At 72.2% G+C, this 15,850-nt stretch carries 15 protein-coding genes; 12 read left to right on the top strand and 3 right to left on the bottom strand.

The window, feature by feature from the left end:
* The first annotated feature begins 57 nt into the window (after positions 1-57).
* From PS271_RS25420 to PS271_RS25450, 7 genes are all read left to right on the top strand, one after another.
* Positions 58-1,077 carry a polyprenyl synthetase family protein gene (locus PS271_RS25420; RefSeq protein WP_268829355.1) on the top strand — a complete coding sequence of 340 codons (1,020 nt, stop codon included), beginning with the start codon at positions 58-60 and terminating at the stop codon, positions 1,075-1,077.
* Positions 1,078-1,194: 117 nt separating this feature from the next.
* A complete protein-coding gene (gene shc / locus PS271_RS25425; RefSeq protein WP_398384918.1) occupies positions 1,195-3,231 on the top strand; it encodes a squalene--hopene cyclase in 2,037 nt (678 codons plus the stop codon).
* A complete protein-coding gene (locus tag PS271_RS25430; RefSeq protein ID WP_398384920.1) occupies positions 3,231-3,881 on the top strand; it encodes a phosphorylase family protein in 651 nt (216 codons plus the stop codon). Before shc ends, PS271_RS25430 begins: the two co-directional genes overlap by 1 nt.
* Positions 3,882-3,886: 5 nt before the next feature.
* On the top strand, positions 3,887-4,909 hold the full coding sequence (gene hpnH, locus PS271_RS25435; protein WP_030367668.1) for an adenosyl-hopene transferase HpnH: 1,023 nt from the start codon (positions 3,887-3,889) through the stop codon (positions 4,907-4,909).
* Positions 4,910-4,914: 5 nt separating this feature from the next.
* Positions 4,915-6,084 (top strand): flavodoxin-dependent (E)-4-hydroxy-3-methylbut-2-enyl-diphosphate synthase, encoded by a 1,170-nt coding sequence (ispG, locus tag PS271_RS25440; RefSeq protein ID WP_398384921.1) that lies wholly within the window; start codon positions 4,915-4,917, stop codon positions 6,082-6,084.
* Between the two features lie 77 nt (positions 6,085-6,161).
* Positions 6,162-8,198 carry a 1-deoxy-D-xylulose-5-phosphate synthase gene (gene dxs, locus PS271_RS25445; protein WP_398384923.1) on the top strand — a complete coding sequence of 679 codons (2,037 nt, stop codon included), beginning with the start codon at positions 6,162-6,164 and terminating at the stop codon, positions 8,196-8,198.
* Positions 8,195-9,622, top strand: coding sequence for an aspartate aminotransferase family protein (locus PS271_RS25450; protein WP_398384925.1), 1,428 nt, complete (start codon positions 8,195-8,197; stop codon positions 9,620-9,622). The genes dxs and PS271_RS25450 overlap by 4 nt, the downstream gene beginning before the upstream one ends.
* 64 nt (positions 9,623-9,686) lie before the next feature.
* Here the strand turns inward: PS271_RS25450 and PS271_RS25455 are convergent, their stop codons facing one another.
* On the bottom strand, positions 9,687-10,493 hold the full coding sequence (locus PS271_RS25455) for a tyrosine-protein phosphatase (RefSeq protein ID WP_398384927.1): 807 nt from the start codon (positions 10,491-10,493) through the stop codon (positions 9,687-9,689).
* 213 nt (positions 10,494-10,706) lie between these two features.
* Between PS271_RS25455 and PS271_RS25460 the strand changes: the two genes are divergently transcribed.
* On the top strand, positions 10,707-11,498 hold the full coding sequence (locus tag PS271_RS25460; RefSeq protein WP_398384928.1) for an SGNH/GDSL hydrolase family protein: 792 nt from the start codon (positions 10,707-10,709) through the stop codon (positions 11,496-11,498).
* 54 nt (positions 11,499-11,552) lie between these two features.
* Here PS271_RS25460 and PS271_RS25465 read toward each other — a convergent pair whose 3' ends face one another.
* Entirely contained in the window at positions 11,553-12,011 is a 459-nt protein-coding gene (locus PS271_RS25465; RefSeq protein WP_398384930.1) for an ATP-binding protein, read from the bottom strand.
* Positions 12,012-12,165: 154 nt separating this feature from the next.
* On the opposite strand from PS271_RS25465, the gene PS271_RS25470 reads away from it, so the two are divergent.
* The 3 genes from PS271_RS25470 (at position 12,166) to PS271_RS25480 (ending at position 14,199) form a co-directional block, all read left to right on the top strand.
* Entirely contained in the window at positions 12,166-13,032 is an 867-nt protein-coding gene (locus PS271_RS25470) for a Sco1979 family transcriptional regulator (protein ID WP_120758631.1), read from the top strand.
* Positions 13,033-13,035: 3 nt separating this feature from the next.
* Positions 13,036-13,293 carry a DUF397 domain-containing protein gene (locus tag PS271_RS25475; protein ID WP_058042627.1) on the top strand — a complete coding sequence of 86 codons (258 nt, stop codon included), beginning with the start codon at positions 13,036-13,038 and terminating at the stop codon, positions 13,291-13,293.
* 72 nt (positions 13,294-13,365) lie between these two features.
* A complete protein-coding gene (locus tag PS271_RS25480) occupies positions 13,366-14,199 on the top strand; it encodes an SAM-dependent methyltransferase (protein ID WP_398384932.1) in 834 nt (277 codons plus the stop codon).
* Here PS271_RS25480 and PS271_RS25485 read toward each other — a convergent pair.
* Positions 14,196-14,786, bottom strand: a complete 591-nt coding sequence (locus PS271_RS25485; protein WP_398384934.1) for a carboxymuconolactone decarboxylase family protein — start codon at positions 14,784-14,786, stop codon at positions 14,196-14,198. The genes PS271_RS25480 and PS271_RS25485 overlap by 4 nt on opposite strands.
* 145 nt (positions 14,787-14,931) lie before the next feature.
* Between PS271_RS25485 and PS271_RS25490 the strand changes: the two genes are divergently transcribed.
* Positions 14,932-15,624 (top strand): alpha-ketoglutarate-dependent dioxygenase AlkB family protein, encoded by a 693-nt coding sequence (locus PS271_RS25490; RefSeq protein WP_398384936.1) that lies wholly within the window; start codon positions 14,932-14,934, stop codon positions 15,622-15,624.
* Positions 15,625-15,850: the final 226 nt, after the last annotated feature.

Here is a 15,850-nt window from a genome sequence, read left to right on the forward strand (position 1 = left end):
AGAGGAGAGACCGTGACTTCGGCGATCCCAGCTGTCGACACCGCGGGCGTCAACGCCATGCTGGAGCGGGGACGGACGCTTGCCACGCCCGTGCTGCGTGCCGCCGTGGAACGGCTCGCGCCGCCCATGGACACCGTCGCCGCCTACCACTTCGGCTGGATCGACGCCGAGGGGCGGCCGGCCCACGGCGACAGCGGCAAGGCCGTCCGGCCCGCGCTCGCCCTGCTCTCGGCCGAGGCCGCCGGCCGCGCTCCCGAGGTGGGGATCCCCGGCGCCGTGGCCGTCGAGCTCGTGCACAACTTCTCGCTCCTGCACGACGACCTGATGGACGGCGACGAGCAGCGCCGCCACCGCGACACCGTGTGGAAGGTGTACGGGCCCGAGCAGGCCATCCTCGTCGGCGACGCCCTCTTCGCGCTCGCCAACGAGATCCTGCTGGAGCTCGGCACCGTCGAGGCCGGCCGTGCCACCCGGCGGCTGACCACCGCCACCCGCAAGCTGATCGACGGCCAGGCCCAGGACATCTCCTACGAGCACCGCGAGCGGGTCACCGTCGAGGAGTGCCTGGAGATGGAGGGCAACAAGACCGGCGCCCTGCTCGCCTGCGCCGTCTCCATCGGCGCGGTCCTCGGCGGCGCCGACGACCGCACGGCCGACATCCTGGAGGCCTACGGCTACCACCTCGGCCTGGCTTTCCAGGCGGTGGACGACCTGCTCGGCATCTGGGGCGACCCGGAGGCCACCGGCAAGCAGACCTGGAGCGACCTCCGCCAGCGCAAGAAGTCGCTGCCGGTCGTCGCCGCTCTCGCCGCGGGCGGGGAGGCCTCCGAGCGGCTCGCGGGGATCCTCGCGGCCGACGCGAAGCTCAGCGACGCCCAGCTCGCCGACTTCGACGAGGAAGAATTCGCCAGCCGCGCGGCGTTGATCGAAGAGGCGGGCGGCCGGGAGTGGACCTCCCAGGAGGCCCGCCGCCAGCACGCGACCGCGATCGAAGCCCTCGACCGAGTTGACATGCCCGCAGAAGTCCGAGCCCAACTGGTGGCGCTCGCCGACTTCGTCGTCGTACGAAAGAGATGATTCCCATTCACCCGATCTAACGGATCGCGGTCGCCGGCCGGCGCCAGTGTTGCGGCGCCGGCCGACGGAGCCCCCAGGAAGGCAGAGAAGGAAGCTCACTGCAAAAAAGGGGAAACCATGACAGCGACGACCGACGGAAGCACCGGGGCCCTGCCGCCCCGCGCTGCCGCGGCCACCGACAGCACCACAGCACAGCGCACCACCGCACGGACCACCACAGCACAGCCCCCGCTCCCGGAGGGCGAGGCGCCCGGCGTCCTCGCCGCCGCAGAGCGGGCCACGGCCCGCGCGGCCGAACACCTTCTCTCCCGCCAGGACGAGCAGGGCTGGTGGAAGGGCGACCTGGAGACCAACGTCACCATGGACGCCGAAGACCTGCTGCTCCGTCAGTTCCTGGGCGTGCAGGACGAGGAGACCACCCGCGCCGCCGCCCTGCACATCCGCTCCGAGCAGCGCCCGGACGGCACCTGGGCCACCTTCCTCGGCGGGCCCGGCGAGCTCTCCACCACCATCGAGGCCTACGTCGCCCTGCGGCTCGCCGGCGACGCCCCCGACGCCCCGCACATGGCCGCCGCCTCGGCGTGGATCCGCGAGCAGGGCGGCATCGCCGCCGCCCGGGTCTTCACCCGCATCTGGCTCGCCCTCTTCGGCTGGTGGCGGTGGGAGGACCTCCCCGAACTGCCCCCCGAGATCATGTTCCTGCCGAAGTGGTTCCCCTTGAACCTCTACGACTTCGGCCAGTGGGCCCGGCAGACCATCGTGCCGCTCACCGTGGTCTCCGCGAAGCGCCCCGTGCGCCCCGCCCCGTTCGCCCTGGACGAGCTGCACACCGACCCGGCCCGGCCGAACCCGCCGCGCCCGCTCGCCCCGGCCGCCAGCTGGGACGGCGCCTTCCAGCGCCTCGACAAGGCCCTGCACCACTACCGCCGGTTCCCGCTGCGCCGCCTGCGCCGCCTCGCGCTCGACACGGCCGCCCGCTGGATCATCGAGCGCCAGGAGAACGACGGCTGCTGGGGCGGCATCCAGCCCCCCGCCGTCTACTCGATCATCGCCCTGCACCTCCTCGGCTACGACCTGGACCACCCCGTGCTGCGCGAGGGCCTGAAGTCGCTGGACCGTTTCGCCGTGTGGCGCGAGGACGGCAGCCGCATGATCGAGGCGTGCCAGTCCCCGGTGTGGGACACGTGCCTGGCGACCATCGCCCTCGCGGACGCCGGCGTGGCGCCCGACCACCCGGCGCTCGTCAAGGCCGCCGACTGGATGCTGGCCGAGCAGATCGACCGCACCGGCGACTGGGCGGTGCGCCGCCCCGGGCTGACCCCGGGCGGCTGGGCCTTCGAGTTCCACAACGACACCTACCCCGACATCGACGACACGGCCGAGGTCGTGCTGGCCCTCAAGCGGGTCCGCCACCCCGACCCGGCGCGCGTCGAGACGGCCGTCCGGCGGGCCGCCCGCTGGAACCTGGGCATGCAGTCGAAGAACGGCGCCTGGGGCGCCTTCGACGCCGACAACACCAGCACGCTGCCCAACCGGCTGCCGTTCTGCGACTTCGGCGAGGTCGTCGACCCGCCGTCCGCCGACGTCACCGCGCACGTCGTGGAGATGCTCGCCTTCCTCGGCGAGCGGCACGACCCGCGCACGCAGCGCGGAGTCCAATGGCTGCTGGGGGAGCAGGAGGAGAGCGGCGCCTGGTTCGGCCGCTGGGGCGTCAACTACGTCTACGGCACGGGCTCGGCGGTCCCCGCACTCGTCGCGGCCGGCATCCCCGCCTCGCACCCGGCCCTCCGCCGGGCCGTGCGCTGGCTGGAGAGCGTGCAGAACGACGACGGCGGCTGGGGCGAGGACCTGCGCTCGTACCGCGACCCCGAGTGGATCGCGCGCGGCGACTCCACCGCCTCCCAGACGGCGTGGGCGCTGATGGCCCTGCTCGCCGCCGGCGAGCGCGAGGGCAAGGCCGTCGAGCGGGGCGTGACCTGGCTGGTGGACACCCAGCGCGCGGACGGCTCCTGGGACGAACCGCACTTCACCGGTACGGGCTTCCCCTGGGACTTCTCCATCAACTACCACCTCTACCGCCAGGTCTTCCCCCTCACGGCCCTGGGCCGCTACGTGCACGGGGAGCTGTTCACCCCCGACCGCCTGGAGGCGTGATGACGTACGGCACGGGCAGCTCCGGCCCCCCACCGCTGCTGGTCGCCTGCGCGCTCGGCATCGAGCGCCTGGCGCTGCGCGGGGGCGGCCCCGGCGAGGCGGCCGGGCCCGTGACCGTTCTGCGCACCGGCATGGGGCCGCAGGCCGCGGACCATGCCGTCACCGAGGCCCTGCGCGAGCCGGCGATGCGCGAGGCGGCCGTCGTCGCCACGGGCTTCTGCGCCGGCCTGGCCCCGGGGATGCACCCCGGCGACCTGGTCGTCGCCGACGAGACCCGGGACCGCGAGGGCCGCACCGAGTGCTCGGGCGTCGAGCTGCTCGCCAAGGAGCTCGCGCGCGCCGTGCCCCGGCGCGTCATCCACACCGGCCCGCTCGTCGGGTCGGACCACGTCGTGCGCGGCGCGGAGCGGGCGGCCCTGCACGCCGCAGGGGCGCTCGCGGTGGACATGGAGTCCGCGGCCACACTCCGGAGCGCCGTGCGCGCGGGGCCGCGCCCCGTTGCGGCCGTCCGGGTGGTCGTGGACGCTCCAGAACATGAACTCGTCCGAATCGGGACGTTGCGCGGTGGAATATCGGCTTTCCGGGTTCTGCGCACCGTCCTCCCGGCTTTTATCGAATGGCACCGTTCTTTACTGCTCCCCAGGAGGTGAGCCAGATGGCCATGCCACTCCGCCAGTCCATCCGGGTGGGAACGTACCTTTTTGAACAGAAGCTCAGGAAGCGCGAGAAGTTCCCGCTGATCGTCGAGCTGGAACCGCTTTTCGCCTGCAATCTCAAGTGCGAGGGCTGCGGGAAGATCCAGCATCCGGCCGGAGTGCTCAAGCAGCGCATGCCGGTGGCCCAGGCCGTCGGCGCCGTCCTGGAGTCCGGGGCGCCGATGGTCTCCATCGCGGGCGGCGAGCCCTTGATGCACCCGCAGATCGATGAGATCGTCCGGCAGCTGGTGGCCAAGCGGAAGTATGTCTTCCTCTGCACCAACGCGATGCTCCTGCGCAAGAAGATGGACAAGTTCACGCCGTCCCCCTATTTCGCGTTCGCGGTGCACATCGACGGGCTGCGCGAGCGGCACGACGAGTCCGTCGCGAAGGAGGGCGTCTTCGACGAGGCGGTGGCGGCGATCAAGGAGGCCAAGCGGCGCGGCTTCCGGGTCACCACCAACTCCACTTTCTTCAACACCGACACCCCGCAGACCATCATCGAGGTGCTCAACTTCCTCAATGACGACCTCCAGGTCGACGAGATGATGATCTCGCCCGCCTATGCCTACGAGAAGGCCCCCGACCAGGACCACTTCCTGGGCGTCGAGCAGACCCGGGAGCTCTTCAAGAAGGCGTTCTCCGGGGGGAACCGGGCCCGCTGGCGGCTCAACCACAGCCCGCTCTTCCTGGACTTCCTGGAGGGCAAGGTCGACTTCCCCTGCACCGCCTGGGCGATCCCCAACTACTCCCTCTTCGGGTGGCAGCGCCCGTGCTATCTGATGAGCGACGGCTACGTCCCCACGTACCGCCAGCTCATCGAGGAGACCGACTGGGACAAGTACGGGCGCGGCAAGGACCCGCGCTGTGACAACTGCATGGCCCACTGCGGGTACGAGCCGACGGCGGTCCTCGCCACCATGGGGTCGCTGAAGGAGTCGATCCGCGCGGCCCGCGAGAGCGTCGCCGGGAACCGGAGCTGACGGCCGTGGCCACCTCCGCGGGACCCGTGTCCCTCGGGCTCCCCGGCGTGCCGGCCCGGCCGCTCGCGGTGCGCCGCCCCTCGCGGCGCATCCAGGTCGGGCCGGTCGCCGTGGGCGGCGACGCGCCCGTCTCGGTGCAGTCGATGACCACGACGGTCACGGCCGACATCGGTGCCACCCTTCAGCAGATCGCCGAGCTCACCGCCTCCGGCTGCCAGATCGTGCGGGTGGCCTGCCCCTCGCAGGACGACGCGGACGCGCTGCCGGTGATCGCGAAGAAGTCGCAGATCCCGGTGATCGCGGACATTCACTTCCAGCCGAAGTACGTCTTTGCCGCCATCGACGCCGGCTGCGCCGCCGTCCGGGTCAACCCGGGCAACATCAAGCAGTTCGATGACAAGGTGAAGGAGATCGCGAAGGCGGCCTCCGACGCGGGCACGCCGATCCGGATCGGTGTGAACGCGGGCTCGCTGGACCGGCGGCTTTTGCAGAAGTACGGGAAGGCGACGCCTGAGGCGCTGGTGGGGTCGGCGCTGTGGGAGGCGTCGCTCTTCGAGGAGCACGGCTTCCGGGACATCAAGATCTCGGTGAAGCACAACGACCCGGTGGTGATGGTCAACGCCTACCGTCAGCTGGCGGCGCAGTGTGACTATCCGCTGCACTTGGGTGTGACGGAGGCCGGTCCGGCGTTCCAGGGCACGATCAAGTCCGCGGTGGCGTTCGGTGCGCTGTTGTCGGAGGGCATCGGTGACACGATCCGTGTGTCGCTGTCGGCGCCGCCGGCGGAGGAGATCAAGGTCGGTATGCAGATCCTGGAGTCCCTGGGGCTGCGGCAGCGCCGGCTGGAGATCGTCTCGTGCCCGTCGTGCGGCCGGGCGCAGGTGGACGTGTACAAGCTCGCCGATCAGGTCAGTGCCGGCCTGGAGGGCATGGAGGTGCCGCTGCGCGTCGCGGTGATGGGCTGTGTGGTGAACGGTCCGGGCGAGGCGCGTGAGGCCGACCTGGGGGTGGCCTCCGGCAACGGCAAGGGCCAGATCTTCGTCAAGGGCGAGGTCATCAAGACCGTGCCGGAGTCGAAGATCGTGGAGACCCTCATCGAGGAAGCAATGAAGATCGCCGAAGTCATGGCGGCCGACGGCGCCCCCGGCGGGGCACCGCACGTCACCGTCGCCTGAACCGGCGACCCGCCACCGTAGGAACAGCGACCGAGCGGCCGCCCCGGCCCAGGCCGCAAGACGAGGAGGGGGCCCGCGTGTCGTTGCTCGAGAACATCCGCAGTCCGCGCGACCTGAAGACCCTGGACGCCGAGGAGCTGACCGAACTGGCGGAGGAGATCCGCCACTTCCTCATCCACGCCGTCGCCCGCACCGGCGGCCACCTCGGCCCCAACCTGGGCGTGGTGGAGCTCACCATCGCCCTGCACCGCTCGTTCGACTCCCCGGCCGACCGCATCCTGTGGGACACCGGCCACCAGAGCTACGTCCACAAGCTGCTCACCGGCCGCCAGGACTTCTCCAAGCTGCGCGGCAAGGGCGGCCTGTCCGGCTACCCCTCGCGCGAGGAGTCCGAGCACGACGTCATCGAGAACAGCCACGCCTCCACCGTCCTCGGCTGGGCCGACGGCCTCGCCAAGGCCAACCAGGTCCTCGGCCGCTGGAACCGGCACGTCGTCGCCGTCATCGGCGACGGGGCCCTGACCGGCGGCATGGCCTGGGAGGCGCTCAACAACATAGCCGCCGCCAAGGACCGGCAGCTGATCATCGTCGTCAACGACAACGAGCGCAGCTACGCCCCCACCATCGGCGGCCTCGCCGACCACCTCGCCACGCTCCGCACCACCGACGGCTACGAACGCGCCCTGTCCTGGGGCAAGGACGCCGTCCAGGGCCTGCCCCTGATCGGCAAGCCCCTGTACGAGTCCCTGCACGGCGCCAAGAAGGGCTTCAAGGACGCGTTCGCCCCGCAGGGCATGTTCGAGGACCTCGGCCTGAAGTACCTCGGCCCGATCGACGGCCACGACATCGACGCCGTCGAGTCGGCGCTGCGCCGGGCCAAGCGCTTCCACGGCCCCGTCCTCGTCCACTGCCGCACGGAGAAGGGGCGCGGCTACCAGCCCGCCCTGGAGGACGAAGCGGACCGCTTCCACACCGTCGGCGTGATCGACCCGCTCACGTCCCTGCCGCTGGCCCCCTCTGCGGGCCGGTCCTGGACCTCGGTCTTCGGCGACGAGATGCTCGCCATCGGGGCCGAGCGGCCCGACGTGGTCGCCATCACGGCCGCCATGCTGCACCCCGTGGGCCTGACGAAGTTCGCCGAGGCCTACCCCGACCGGGTCTGGGACGTCGGCATCGCCGAGCAGCACGGCGCCGTCTCCGCGGCCGGCCTGGCCACCGGCGGCCTGCACCCGGTCTTCGCCGTCTACGCCACGTTCCTCAACCGCGCCTTCGACCAGGTGCTCATGGACGTCGCCCTGCACAAGTGCGGCGTGACGTTCGTCCTGGACCGGGCCGGCGTCACCGGCACCGACGGGCCCAGCCACAACGGCATGTGGGACATGTCGGTGCTGCAAGTCGTGCCCGGCCTGCGGATCGCCGCCCCGCGCGACGCCGACCAGCTGCGCGCCCAGCTCCGCGAGGCCGTCGAGGTCGAGGACGCCCCCACCGTGATCCGCTTCCCGAAGGAGAACGTCGGCGAGCCCGTCCCGGCCCTCGCCCGCGCCGGGGGCATGGACGTCATCGCCCGCCCCGGGCCCGGTGAGGGCGAGGCGGAGGTCCTGCTCGTCGCCGTCGGCACCATGGCCGGGGTGTGCCTGGAGGCCGCCGCGCTCCTCGCCGCCCGCGGCACCCCCTGCACCGTCGTCGACCCGCGCTGGGTCAAGCCCCTCGACCCCGCCCTGCCCCCGCTCGCCGCGCGCCACCGCCTCGTCGCGGTCGTCGAGGACAACAGCCGCACCGGCGGCGTCGGCTGGGCCGTCGGGCAGGCGCTGCGCGACGCCGATGTCGACGTGCCGCTGCGCACCTTCGGCATCCCCGAGCAGTTCCTGCCGCACGCCAAGCGCAGCGAGGTCCTGGCGGACCTCGGGCTCACCCCCGCCGAGATCGCCGGCCGGATCAGCGCCGCGCTGGCCCGTCAGGCGGCCCTGGCCGGCAGGGGCGAAGCCCCGGTCCGCAGCGCCGCCCCGGCCCCCGCCCGCCGGAACGCCCCGGCCGCCCGCAAGAAGGCCCCGGCCCCGGCCCGTACGAAAGCCGCGGGCGTCCCCGCGGCCGTCAAGGAGAACGACGACGCATGACAGCCGACACCGCCGGTACGGCCGGTGCCCCCGCCGCGAGCGCCAAGGGCTTCGACCTGACCCGGCTCCTCGCCGAGCGCGGCGCCGAGCGGTACGACCTGCACGCCCGGCACCTCAACCACCAGCTGCCGCGCATGCTGCACACCATCGGCTTCGACAAGGTCTACGAGCGGGCCGAGGGCGCCTACTTCTGGGACGCCGACGGGCAGGACTACCTCGACATGCTCGCGGGCTTCGGGGTGATGGGCGTCGGCCGCCACCACCCCGTGGTCCGCAAGGCGCTGCACGACGTCCTCGACGCCTCGCTCGCCGACCTCACCCGCTTCGACTGCCAGCCGCTGCCCGGCCTCCTCGCCGAGAAGCTGCTGTCGTACGCCCCCCACCTGGACCGGGTGTTCTTCGGCAACAGCGGCACCGAGGCCGTGGAGACGGCCCTGAAGTTCGCGCGGTACGCCACCGGCAGGCCGCGGGTCCTCTACTGCGACCACGCCTTCCACGGCCTGACCACCGGCTCGCTCTCCGTCAACGGCGAGTCCGGCTTCCGCGACGGCTTCGCGCCGCTGCTGCCCGACACCGCCGTCCCGCTCGGCGACCTCGCGGCGCTGGAGCGGGAGCTGGCCCGCGGCGACGTCGCGGCCCTCGTCGTCGAGCCCATCCAGGGCAAGGGCGTCCACGAAGCGCCCCCCGGCTACCTGCGCGCCGCCCAGGAGCTGCTGCACCGGCACAAGGCGCTGCTCATCGCCGACGAGGTGCAGACCGGCGTCGGGCGCACCGGCGACTTCTTCGCCTACCAGCACGAGGCCGGCGTCGAACCGGACCTGGTGTGCGTGGCCAAGGCGCTCTCCGGCGGCTACGTGCCCGTGGGCGCGACCCTCGGCAAGGACTGGATCTTCAAGAAGGTCTTCTCCTCCATGGACCGGGTCCTCGTGCACTCCGCGAGCTTCGGCGCCAACGCGCAGGCGATGGCGGCCGGGCTCGCGGTGCTCTCGGTCCTGGAGGACGAGCAGGTCGTCGCGAACGCCCGGCGCACGGGCGACCTGCTGCGCACCCGGCTCGCGGCGCTCACCGGCAAGTACGAGCTGCTGCACGACGTCCGCGGCCGCGGCCTGATGATCGGCATCGAGTTCGGCAAGCCGTCCTCGCTGGGGCTGCGCAGCCGCTGGGCGATGCTCCAGGCGGCCCGCAAGGGCCTCTTCGCGCAGATGGTCGTCGTGCCGCTGCTCCAGAAGCACCGCATCCTCACCCAGGTCTCCGGCGACCACCTGGAAGTGATCAAGCTGATCCCGCCGCTGATCATCGGGGAGCGCGAGGTGGACCGCTTCGTGGACGCCTTCACGGCCGTCATGGACGACGCCCACGGCGGGGGCGGTCTCCTCTGGGACTTCGGGCGGACGCTGGTGAAACAGGCCGTGGCGAACCGCTAGTAACCCCAGCCGGGCGGCTGTGCGATCACTCAGCCGTCCGGCCGGGGTCCGGGGCGGGCCCGCGTCAGTCCGTGAGGAGCCGGCTCCTCAACTGCTCACGGGCCGCCGTGGTCAGGCCGAGCCCGTCGGCCAGGTACCGGTCGGCCGTGCCCCAGGTGCCGTCGATCTCGTCGAACGCGGCACGCAAGTACGTGGCGCGCGCCTCGAACATCGGCGACAGCAGTTCCGCGATCTCCCGGTCCTCGGGCCCGGTCGCCTCCGGCGCCCGCCGCATGCGGTAGCGCCGGTGCGGGGCGTTCGACTCCAGGTAGTCGGCCTCGATGACGTCGCGGGTGACGCCGAGGGCGAGCAGGGTGACCGCGACGGACAGCCCGGCGCGGTCCTTCCCGGCCGCGCAGTGCATGAGCGCGGGCACGCTGTCCTCGGCGACGGAGCGCAGGACGTGGCCGAGCTCGGCCGTCCGGCCCGTGATGACCTCGCGGTACGTCTGAGCCATCCGGTCCGCCGCTCTGCCGCCGTCCAGTGCCGCACGGATCTGCGCGAGGTCGCGGGCGCGCACCATGTTCCAGAACTCGGCGCCGTGGGCCGGGTCGTTGAGCGGCAGGTTCACGTTGCGGACGCCGGTGAGCTCGACGTCCGGGCCGTCGAGCGCGATGTCGGCGGCGTTGCGGAAGTCGAAGACCGTGTGCAGGCCGAGCGTGCCGAGGAAGCGGGCGTCCTCCTCGGTGGCGTGGGCCAGGTGCCCGCTGCGGTAGAGGACGCCGTGCCGCACCCGCCGGCCGTCCGCCGCGGGCAGGCCGCCCAGATCACGGAAGTTGCGCACCCCCGCGAGCTCGGGCTCGGTGGACGGCACATGCGGCGTCTGCGTCACGGGCGCTCCCTGGGTTCTCGGCTGCCGGCGCTGGTCGTCGGCGAGGCGGCTCAACGACCTTACGGCACCGGTTGTACGGGCAATCCGCTCCGTGCGGTAGCCGCGCCGACGTATTCCGCTTGCGGGGACTTCTCGGGGGTGGGATACATCACGGCACGTCAACCCCTGGTTACGGTGGCGTAGGTCACTCCTGGGGAGGAAAGATGTGCTGACGTGGCAGACGATTCGAAATCATTCAGCAAGAGCGCGATCGGGTCGTACGCAGCCGTCGGGGACAGCTTCACCGAAGGCGTCGGCGACCCAGGGCCGGACGACACCTTCATCGGCTGGGCCGACCGACTCGCCGTACTCCTCGCCGACCAGCGCCCCGAGCACGACTTCCGCTACGCCAACCTCGCCGTGCGCGGCCGGCTCCTGGACCAGATCGTCGCGGAGCAGGTGCCCCGGGCGAAGGAGCTCGGCCCCGAGCTCGTGACCTTCTGCGCGGGCGGCAATGACATCCTGCGCCCGGGCAGCGACCCGGACGACGTGGCCGAGCGCTACGAGAAGGCCGTCGCCGAGCTGGCCTCCTCCGTGGGCACCGTGCTGCTGTGCACGGGCTTCGACACCCGCGGGATGCCCGTGCTGCGGCACCTGCGCGGCAAGATCGCGACGTACACCGCCCATGTCCGCGCCATCGCGGACCGGCACGGGTGCCCGGTCCTGGACCTGTGGTCGCTGCGCTCGGTGCAGGACCGCCGGGCCTGGAGCGACGACCGGCTCCACCTCTCGCCCGACGGGCACACGCGGGTCGCCCTGCGGGCCGCCCAGGTGCTCGGCCTGGAGGTGCCGGCCGACCCGGACCAGGCCTGGCCGGACGAGGGGCACCGCTCGCCCGCCGAGGTGCGGCGCGACAACATCCACTGGGCGCGCGAGCACCTGGTGCCGTGGATCGGCCGCCGGCTGCGCGGCGAGTCCTCGGGGGACCACGTGGAGCCCAAGCGGCCGGACCTGCTGCCGCTGTAGCGCCGCTCCGAGGGGGAGGGAACTCAAGGGGGAGGGATTTAAGGGGGAGGAATTTCAGGGGGTGGGCCGCCCGGCGGCCAGATCGGCCCAGACGACGCGGCCCCGGCCGCTGTCGTCGGGCCGGACCCCCCAGGCCTTGGACAGCGCGCCCACGAGCAGCAGCCCGCGGCCGCTCTCCTCGTCCGCCCCGCTGCACCGCGCCCGCGGCTCCGTCGGGGTGCGGCCCTGGTCGGCCACCTCTATGCGCAGGTGCGCACCGAGCACCCTCAGCTGACAGCTGACGTTCGCGCTGTCCGTGTGCCGGACGGCGTTGGTGAAGAGCTCGGACACCACCAATTGGGCGTCGTCGCACGCCACTTCGTCGACGCCCCACTCCCGCAGTTGCGCGAGGACCCGTTTTCGCGCGGCTGCCACCGAGGCGCCACGAGCCGGGAAGTGGAAGGCGTCCTGGAGACGCGCGGCCATGGAACAGCCGAAGCGCCCGAGCGAAGGTGCGTCATGGGAGGGGACCACGCCGTAACTATGTGCGATACCGCCGAGGTGTGGCAAGGTTCAATCTGTAAATTACAGAATCGTCAGAGCAGTCTGTCGGCTCCGGGGGCGCGCGTGACAGACTGCGGGCATATGACACGCATCTGACAGTGGGTCGGCATGGAGGGGGAGAACAGTGGCGGAAGTGCGTCCGGCGGGCGCTCCGACCGTTCTGCGGGTCGTCCTCGGCAAACGGCTGCACGACCTGCGGGAGAAGGCCGGCCTGAGCTATGAGGAGGCGGGCCGCGCCCTCGACGTCACGCACGCCACCGTCCGCAGGATGGAGAAGGCCGAAGTCGGCCTGAAGCTCCCCTACGTGGAGAAGCTGCTGCGCGTCTACGGCGTCACCGACGCCGCCGAGGTCGAGGGCTTCCTCGACCTCGCGCGCGAGGCGAACCGCCCCGGCTGGTGGCACCGCTTCCGGGACGTCCTGCCCGAGTGGTTCAGCGCGTTCGTCAGCCTGGAGGGCGAGGCCAACCTCATCCGGGCCTACGAACCGCACTACGTCCCGGGGCTGCTCCAGACCGAGCGCTACGCACGCGCCGTGCTCCGCGCCGGCATGCCGCACGCCCCCGAGGCCGACATCGAGCGCGCGGTCGCGGTCCGCCGGGAGCGGCAGTCGCTGCTCACCCGCGAGGGCGCGCCGCTGCTGTGGGTCGTGATGGACGAGACCGTGCTGCGCCGGCCCATCGGGGGGCCGGACATCATGCGCGAGCAGGTCTCCCGGCTCGCCGAGGCCACCACCCTGCCCAACGTACGGTTGCAGATCATGCCGTTCGCCGCCGGGCCGCACCCGGCGATGTACGGACCGTTCCACATCTTCCGGTTCCCGCTCCCGGAGCTCCCGGACATCGCGTACGCCGAAAACCTCGTCGGCGCCTCGTACTTCGACCAGCGCGAAGACGTCTCGGCCTTCCTGGAAGCGCTGGACCGCATGTGCGCGCAGGCCGCACCGGCACAGACCACCGAGGCAGTCCTGGGTGGGATTCGTAAGGAGATCTGAACCATGGATCGCATCTACAACGGCATGCCCGCCACCGACCTCGGCACCGAGGGGTGGAGCAAGCCGTGGAGCGGCGGCAACGGGGGCTCGTGCGTCGAGGCGCTGCGGCTGGGCGACGGCCGGATCGCCCTGCGCCAGTCCACCGACCCCGGGGGCCCCGCCCTGATCTACACGCGTCACGAGATGGAGAGCTTCATCAACGGCGCCAAGGCGGGTGCGGCGGACTTCCTGCTCGCCGGCTCCGGCGCCGCCTGCGAGTAAGACCGCTGACACCGAGCACGCCCGCACGCGCACCGCGCCGGCACGGGCATGACATGGGGATCGGAGCACCGCATGAACCAGCAGGGTTTCGCGGCCGAGGACATCGACACCAGCCGGCCGCACCCGGCCCGGATGTACGACTACTACCTCGGCGGCTGGGACAACTACGAGGTCGACCGGCAGGCCGCCGAGCACGTCATCCGGGCGCACCCGCAGGTGCGGCTCTCCGCCCGCGCCAACCGGGCCTTCCTCCAGCGGGCCGTGCGGGAGGTCGTCCGCGGCGGCGTCCGGCAGATCATCGACGTCGGCACGGGCATCCCCACCTCGCCCAACACCCACGAGGTGGCCCGGGAGATCGCCCCGGACGTCCGGGTGGCCTACGTCGACAACGACCCCATCGTCGCCACGCACGCGGGCGCGAAGCTCACCGGGACCGGGCAGGCGGGCTTCGTCCTCGGCGACGTGCGCGACCCCGAGGCGATCCTCGCCCGCCCCGAGGTGCGCGAACTGATCGACTTCGGTGAGCCGGTGGCCCTGCTCCTCGTCGCCGTCCTCCACTTCGTCACCGACGAGGAGGACCCGGCGGGCATCGTCGCGGCCTTCGCGGACGCCCTTCCCGCCGGCAGCCACCTCGTGCTCTCGCACGCCACGGCCGAGCCGTACGAGGGCTACGCCGGCGGCTACACCGACGTGAAGGCCCGCGACAGCGTCGTCGGCGCGTACAAGAACGCCACCGCCGGCCTCAATCTGCGCGACCGGTCCGCCGTCGAGCCGCTCTTCGGCGCCTTCGAACTCCTGGACCCGGGCGTGGTCCGCGTCCCGCTCTGGCGCCCGGACGGACCGGTCCCGAGCCCCGAGGAGCTCAACGACACGGTCTTCTACGGGGGAGTGGGGCGCAAGGGCTAGCGGTCCGCCGGCGTCCGGTCCGTCCGCGTACGGGCCGGGGCCGCCGGTACGTCGCAGGTGTCCTTGAAGCCCTGGCTGTGCAGGCCCAGGGCCGCGTTGGTGCGCGAGCGGAGGTTCTCCACCGCGATCATCGAGGTCAGCTCGACGAACGCCGCGTCGCCCAGGCTCTGCCGCAGCCGCTCCGCCAGCTCGTCCTCGACGGCCGGCGGGGTGACCGTCATCGCCTCGGCGTACTCCAGCACGTCCCGCTCCAGCGAGGTGTAGACGTCGCTCTCCCGCCACACCGGCACGTCGCGCAGCTTCTCGTGCGCGATGCCGTGCCCGCGGCTGAGCCAGTAGCCGAAGTCCGTGCACCACGAGCAGCCGATGACCGTCGCCGACGCCAGCTCGGCCAGCGCCTTCAGCTGCGGGTCGAGCTTCTTCCACCGGCCCACCGACAGCTCGAAGCGGGACGTCGTGACCAGCACGCGCCGGTGGTGCGACAGGGCCATCAGCGGCTCCAGCACCTTCCCGTAGGTGCGCTTGCTGTACCACTCCACGATCCGGATGAGCGGGGTGCGGTCCGGGGTGAGAGAGATCCTGGCCATGGCTTTCCTCCGTCGCAGTGGTTGCGCTTCCGCCCGTACGACGGATCCGACCGGTGGATGTGTGACATCGCGGCGCATCGTCGTCGTGTGATGCCCGTCACATCCGGCGGTCGGTGTCCTGCGCGCCCCGGCCTACCCTGGCGGCATGGACGACGAGCTCTTCCCCCGCCCCCGGGCCGAGATCGCGCCCGGAGCGGTCCACGTCCCCGGCTGGCTGGACCTCGCCGCCCAGCAGCGCCTGCTCGCCGCCTGCCGCACCTGGGCCCGGCCGCCCGCCGGGCTGCGGACCGTGCGCATGCCCAGCGGCGGGCAGATGTCCGTCCGCATGGTCTGCCTCGGCTGGCACTGGTACCCGTACGGCTACGCCCGCACGGTCGTGGACGGCGACGGCACGCCGGTCAAGCCGTTCCCCGCCCTGCTGGAGCGGATGGCCGCGCAGGCCGTCACCGACGCGTACGGCGAGGAGCCTCCGGATTCCGCCCCCGCAGCCGCCCCGTACGACATCGCTCTGATCAACTTCTATGACGGCGCGGCGTCCATGGGCATGCACCGGGACAGCGACGAGCGGTCCACGGCCCCCGTCGTCTCCCTCAGCCTCGGCGACAGCTGCGTCTTCCGCTTCGGCAACACCCGCAACCGCAACCGCCCCTGGACCGACGTCGAGCTGCGCAGCGGCGACCTGTTCGTCTTCGGCGGGCCCTCGCGCGCCGCCTTCCACGGCGTGCCCCGCACTCACCCCGGCACCGGCCCCGCCGCGCTCGGGCTCACCGGCCGGCTGAACATCACCCTCCGGGTCAGCGGGCTGAGCGCCCCGCAAACGGAGGGGAAGACCCCGTAAAAAATCACGTGCGGGTGGGGGCACGACCCTGCACAGTGGGTCCCCGGCAGTGCGCCGGCCGCGCGTCCGGGCTCATATCACGGGGGTGAGCCCGGGCGGCGGCAGCCGGAGAGCTCACCGGCGCACGTTCACCGGCGCTCCCCGGAAAGGCCGCCCAGCCGTCGCCGAGGGCCGCCCGGTAGCCCTCCGGGCCGGGGCGGATAATGGCGTGACCTGGCCGCTTTCG

This window comes from Streptomyces sp. SCA2-17 (assembly GCF_044336695.1).